This window comes from Acinetobacter junii (assembly GCF_018336855.1).
GTDB lineage: Bacteria > Pseudomonadota > Gammaproteobacteria > Pseudomonadales > Moraxellaceae > Acinetobacter > Acinetobacter junii.
Window position 1 is genome coordinate 3386647 of the sequence record NZ_CP059558.1, and the last position, 6000, is coordinate 3392646.

Annotated in this window: 6 protein-coding genes; 1 reads left to right on the plus strand and 5 read right to left on the minus strand. The window is 39.7% G+C overall.

What is annotated here, in order from left to right; genetic code table 11:
* Window position 1: 1 nt before the first annotated feature.
* A complete protein-coding gene (locus tag H2677_RS15700; RefSeq protein WP_004914541.1) occupies window positions 2–1177 on the plus strand; it encodes a PilT/PilU family type 4a pilus ATPase in 1176 nt (391 codons plus the stop codon).
* Window positions 1178–1230: 53 nt separating this feature from the next.
* Here H2677_RS15700 and mnmE read toward each other — a convergent pair whose 3' ends face one another.
* The 5 genes from mnmE to rpmH form a co-directional block, all read right to left on the minus strand.
* On the minus strand, window positions 1231–2586 hold the full coding sequence (gene mnmE, locus H2677_RS15705) for a tRNA uridine-5-carboxymethylaminomethyl(34) synthesis GTPase MnmE (protein WP_212639625.1): 1356 nt from the start codon (window positions 2584–2586) through the stop codon (window positions 1231–1233).
* Between the two features lie 90 nt (window positions 2587–2676).
* Entirely contained in the window at window positions 2677–4434 is a 1758-nt protein-coding gene (gene yidC / locus H2677_RS15710; protein ID WP_212638901.1) for a membrane protein insertase YidC, read from the minus strand.
* Window positions 4435–4439: 5 nt separating this feature from the next.
* Window positions 4440–4760, minus strand: a complete 321-nt coding sequence (gene yidD, locus H2677_RS15715) for a membrane protein insertion efficiency factor YidD (protein ID WP_004950001.1) — start codon at window positions 4758–4760, stop codon at window positions 4440–4442.
* 9 nt (window positions 4761–4769) lie between these two features.
* Window positions 4770–5165: a ribonuclease P protein component gene (gene rnpA, locus H2677_RS15720; RefSeq protein WP_004950005.1), complete on the minus strand. Its 396-nt coding sequence runs from the start codon at window positions 5163–5165 to the stop codon at window positions 4770–4772.
* 28 nt (window positions 5166–5193) lie between these two features.
* Complete coding sequence (gene rpmH, locus H2677_RS15725; protein ID WP_000831329.1) at window positions 5194–5328, minus strand: 50S ribosomal protein L34; 135 nt, start codon at window positions 5326–5328, stop codon at window positions 5194–5196.
* Between the last annotated feature and the right edge of the window lie 672 nt (window positions 5329–6000).

The window sequence follows — 6000 nt, forward strand, 5'->3', positions numbered from 1 at the left end:
CATGTATACCACTGAATTATTAGAAGAAGCCAAAACCTTTATGTTTCATATGCTCACTAAAGTAGTTGAGTATGGGGGATCTGATTTATTTATTACCGCAGATTTCCCACCGAGCATCAAGTTACAGGGTTTGATGCGCCCTTTAGGACAACAAGCGCTTACGGCAGAAAAAACCAAGTTGTTTGCTTATAGTTTAATGAATGACAAACAACGTCTAGACTTCGAAAATGATTGGGAATGTAACTTTGCCATTAATGTCCCGAATGTTTCACGGTTTCGGGTCAATGTATTTAAACAACAATTACAAATAGGCATGGTGATTCGAACCATTACGTCTGAAATTCCAACCTTTCAAAAACTAAAACTCCCAGAATCACTAAAAAATGTGATTATGGAAAAACGAGGTTTGGTACTGGTGGTTGGCGGAACAGGATCAGGAAAATCAACCTCTTTAGCAGCCATGATTGATCATCGAAATGAGAACTCTGCTGGACATATCATTACCGTTGAAGATCCTGTTGAATACGTCCATAAACACAAAAAATCCATGATCACGCACCGTGAGGTTGGAGTTGATTGTCATACATGGCATCACGCGTTGAAAAATACGCTACGCCAAGCACCAGATGTGATTTTAATTGGTGAAATACGTGATACTGAAACGATGGAACATGCGATTGCTTTTGCTGAAACAGGGCATCTATGTTTGGGAACACTGCACGCCAACAATGCCAATCAGGCACTGGATCGTATTATTAACTTTTTCCCAGAGGAACGTCGCAATCAACTGTTGATGGATCTCTCATCCAATATGAAAGCAATTATTTCTCAACGTCTAGTGCGAACTCAAGATGGACAAGGTCGTCGAGCTGCCATTGAAATCCTCCTCAATACGCCATTAATCGCAGACAATATTTTGAAAGGGCAATTCCATGTGCTCAAAGAGATCATGACCAAATCTCGTGAGTTAGGTATGCAGACCTTTGATCAGGCTTTGTTTGATCTGTATAACGAAGGTGCAATTAGTTACGATGAAGCATTGCGTAACGCCGACTCTGTCAATGAGTTACGCTTGCAAATTAAATTAAAAAGTTCACGCCAAGATGGGATGCCCGTTTCAACCACTTCACTGAACATGGTCAAAGAAGAGGAAGTTGAAGAGCAAGAAGAGGCTTAATAACTTTGACACAAGAATAAAGCCTAGTTACCTGTAAAGTACCTAGGCTTTTTTTATTTACCAATACAAAATGAACCGAAAATCTTACCCAACAAATCATCAGCACTAAAATCACCTGTGATCTCGCCCAAGGCATTTTGAGCAAGTCTTAATGATTCAGCAACCAATTCTCCTGCATTAAACACAACGAGTTGCTCACGCGCCTCTGCTAAATAGTGCTGAGTACGCTTCATTGCGTCTAAATGACGAGTTCTCGCAATAAAGGTATCTTCTTCTGGTTGGAAGCCAGCATGCGCTGTAATCGCATCTATCAATGCCTGAACACCCATATCTTGTTTTGCTGAAACACGAATATGACGGAAGCCCTGATAATCGCTTAATTCGGCTGCTTGTCCTGTCAAATCACATTTGTTTCCAATTAAAAGTAAACGTTTCGGCTCTAAATGTTCAGCAAAATATTCTTGAGCCAACAACAATGGATCATCATTTTGGTTCAAATCATAAACCAGTAACAATAGATCAGCTTGTTCAATTTCTTTGATTGCTCGGCGGATCCCTTCACGTTCAACAATATCTCCTGTTTCACGCAAACCTGCTGTATCCGTCAATGTGATCGGTAACCCATTTAAACTAATTTTTTCATGCAACACATCACGTGTCGTACCAGCAATATCGGTGACGATCGCACGCTCATGTCCTGCGAGTGCATTCAAGAGGCTCGATTTACCGGCATTTGGTTTGCCTGCAATCACAACTTGTAATCCTTCGCGTAACAACTGACCTTGACGCGCAGATTGTTGTACTGCCTTAACTGAATTTTGTACATCATCCAACAACGCTAGAATCTTTCCATCCGCAAGGAAATCAATTTCTTCTTCTGGAAAATCAATTGCAGCTTCGACATGCAAGCGTAAATGAATTAATTTTTCTAATACGGTGTTGATTTTGGTAGAAAAGGCACCTTGTAGTGAACGAACTGCTGAACGTGCAGCCGCTTGAGAGCTTGCATCAATTAAATCTGCAATCGCTTCAGCTTGTACTAAATCCATTTTGCCATTTTCAAAGGCACGCATTGAAAATTCACCTGCTTTGGCTGCTACAGCACCTAAGTCAAGTAATCGGGCAAGTAATGCATTTTGAATGACAGGACCACCATGTCCCTGTATTTCCACCACATCTTCACCTGTAAAGGAATGTGGATTTGGAAAACATAAGAGAATTCCTTCGTCCATGACCGTACCATCAGCATCATAGAACTGACGAAATCCAGCCATACGAGCTGCTGGTAAACCTTTCGCTGTAAGTTGTTCAGCGATCGCATACGCTTTTGGTCCTGACAAACGAATTACGCCAACACCGCCACGACCTAAGGGAGTAGCTATCGCCGCAATAGTGGTTTGATGTTGCATAGTGTTCATCTAAAAGATCCAAAAAACAGCCAAAGAAAAATCCGCTTAAGATTACCATCTTAAGCGGATTTATTCAGTAAAAGTTCGAGATTAAGACGCTGACTCTGACTTGTTCAGACGATCTTTCTCAACGCTTTTATTGATGAACGATTGCTGCAAAATAGTAATACTGTTGTTCACAATCCAGTAAAGCACTAGACCTGCTGGGAAGAACAACATAAATACCGTAAACATGATCGGCATGATACGGAATACTTTTGCTTGCATTGGATCAGTTGGTTGTGGGTTAAGCATCTGCTGAACATACATGGTGACACCCATGATCAACGGCAGAATAAACCATGGATCCATCGCAGATAAATCCTGAATCCAACCTAACCAAGGTGCGTGACGTAGCTCTACAGATTCCATCAATACCCAGTACAAAGCCAAGAAAATTGGCATTTGTAATAGTAATGGTAGACAACCTGATAACGGATTAACTTGCTCACGCTTATACAATGCCATCATTTCTTGAGAGAAACGCATACGGTCATCGCCAAACTCTTCTTTCATGCGTTGCATTTCAGGTGCAATCACACGCATTTTCGCCATAGAGCGATAACTTTTCGAAGAAAGTGGCCATAAAATCGCTTTCACAAGGATCGTCAATAGAATAATTGACCAACCCCAGTTACCTACGAGGTTATGGAAAAACTGTAAGCCTAAGAACAATAATTTAGCAATTGGCCATAACCAACCGTAATCTACAGTTTGGTTCAAACCAGGTGCTAAATCTTTGAGTTCTGATTGAATTTTTGGACCTGAATAAAGTTTAGCATCCACTTCCATTGAAGTACCAGCGGGTACATTGATCACTGGTGAAGTGAAGCCAATAATATTCATATTATCGGTAGATTGACGAGATTCTAACTTGGCAACATAAGGCTGACCATCTGCTTGTGTCAGTTTTAAATTACCTGGTACCCAAGCACTCACAAAGTAGTGCTGAACCATTGCAACCCATGCTGTTTTTGCTTCTAAACTCAGTTTTTCATCTGAGAAATTAGCAAATTTCAACTTATTATATGGCTCTTCAGGTGTACCCCATGCTCCACCTAGATAGGTACCTAGTGTGAAAATACCTTGAGAAGACTTCCCTGGATCATCAGAATTATCACGTTTCAGCTGACCAAACATTTGACCTTGCCAGTTTTGCTGGCTACGGTTGATGACTTGGTGCTTGACTGTAATCGGATAATCACCTTGCGTGAAGGTGAATGATTTGATGATCTCTACGCCTTCAGGTGTTTTGAAAACCAAAGGTACTGTTAAGACCTGTTGTTTTTTTCCATCCTGCGTCGTTATGCTTTTTGCATCAGCCAAAGTATATGTTGTTTTTTCAACATCATAAGTCGGACGACCACTACGGCTACTGTCAGGACCATTCAAACCAATTAAACCAGATTGAGCGACGTAAGTACGTTTCGCATCACTTTCAAGCATAACAAACGGCTTTTCGCTGTCTTTGCTTTCATCATGGCTTAGTAGTTCAACACGGACAATATCTCCACCTTTTGGGTTAATCCAAAGATGATAAAGATCCGTTTTAACAGAAATCAGTTGCTGATTCACAGTTGGCTTATCTGTGGTTTGTGATGCAGTCACATTTGCTTGTGGCAAGTCTGAAGCCGCTGTTGCATTTTGAGCATTTGGCAAATCTGCAGATACTTCATGCGTGGTGACTGCTGCTGCTTGTTGCTGCGGAGCAGGTTGTGCATGACCATAATCTTTTTGCCAAGCCAAAATTAGCAAATATGCGGTAACAAACATGGCTCCAAGAATTGCAAATCTGGCCCATTGTTGCATATCTATTATCCCAAATGGTTAGAGAGATTTTGCTTGAGTAAACGATCACGAAAGGGTACAGCAACGTGATGCATTTGAGAATCTATTTGATGAAACGAAATAAAACGAAGTGCTTTGGGTGGTACTGGGTCATAGCCTGATCCACCCCATGGATGGCAACGACAAATCCGCTTGGTAGAAAGCCATACACCTTTTGCCGCACCATGCGTTTGTAAAGCTTCAAGCGCATATTGTGAACAAGTTGGAATATAACGGCACCGAGGCCCCAATAATGGACTGATTGCGATTTGATAACATCTTATCAACCAATGCAGTAGACGTACCATTGGAGATCTCTAATTTTGGAGGGAGGTCACAACGACTTTAGAATGCTTTTTTGCTAAACGTTGTAATTTTTGCCAAGCAAAATCTAATTGCTGATGTAATTCTTTATTCGCAATTGCTTCTATACCCACTTTAGGCATTACCACAATATCAATGTCTGCATCAAACTGTGCTTGATGTAAACGAAAGCTCTCCCGAGCAAGACGTTTTATTCGATTTCGCTCATGTGCACGACGCACCTTTTTTTTAGCAACGACAATACCCAAACGGCTATTCGGCTGTTCGGTTAATTTTGCTAAAAAAAGGAAATGGGGCTGATGCACTTTAAAAAGCGCACCATCAAATACACTTTTATAATCTGCAGCACAACGAATACGAGATTCAGTGCCAAAACTGTAAAGTGCCATCACCCAAGTCTGGTCGGCTTAACAGTAATTAAACAGTTAAGCTGTGACGACCTTTCGCACGACGACGAGCTAAAACCTGACGACCAGCTTTAGTTGCCATACGAGCACGGAAACCATGAACGCGTTTACGCTTTAATTCAGATGGTTGGAAAGTACGTTTCATATCGAAACTCCCAAAAATGATCTTTCTATAAAGGTCCGCGATTTTATTGCGCAATCTTTATTCTGTCAATCAAAATGCAAAAACTTTACATATTGTTTGCTTTGTTTTACAGCAAGTTGATTGTTCTCAACTAAATATATGAAATTAAGAAAAATAATTATTCACAAGCTATCTATTTAAATTTTATATGAAATACCTTATATTCACACCATACCAACAAGGTTATCAACAATTCATTTTTGATTTTAAATTTAGTTTCGGTATTTTGAATTTAAATTTAAAACATTTTAGTTATCCACATTTGAAATCCCTCTTATAAGTAAATTCAAATTTTAAAATTTAAATTTATTACTATTAGGGTTGATGTTTTTTGTGGAAATCACACTATTTTCATTTTTAATCATTAGATTACGGTGTGGATAAGTGTGTTTTTAATGGTTTTATGTTTTGTGGATAACTTTGGTGTTAAAAATATCCACAGCTTGTGCTAAAAGTTATTCACAAGTGCTTTTAAATTTAAATTTATAAACAAACGCTTTCTTTTTCGGCAAAAGTCCCATAAATTTGCCTGACAGATGTGGATAACTTGGTTAGAATGGCGACCCCTTCGAAAGGTGGGGTGTAGGCTTTTTTACTTTTAAATTTAAAAAAATGGATATATAGGGGATGCAC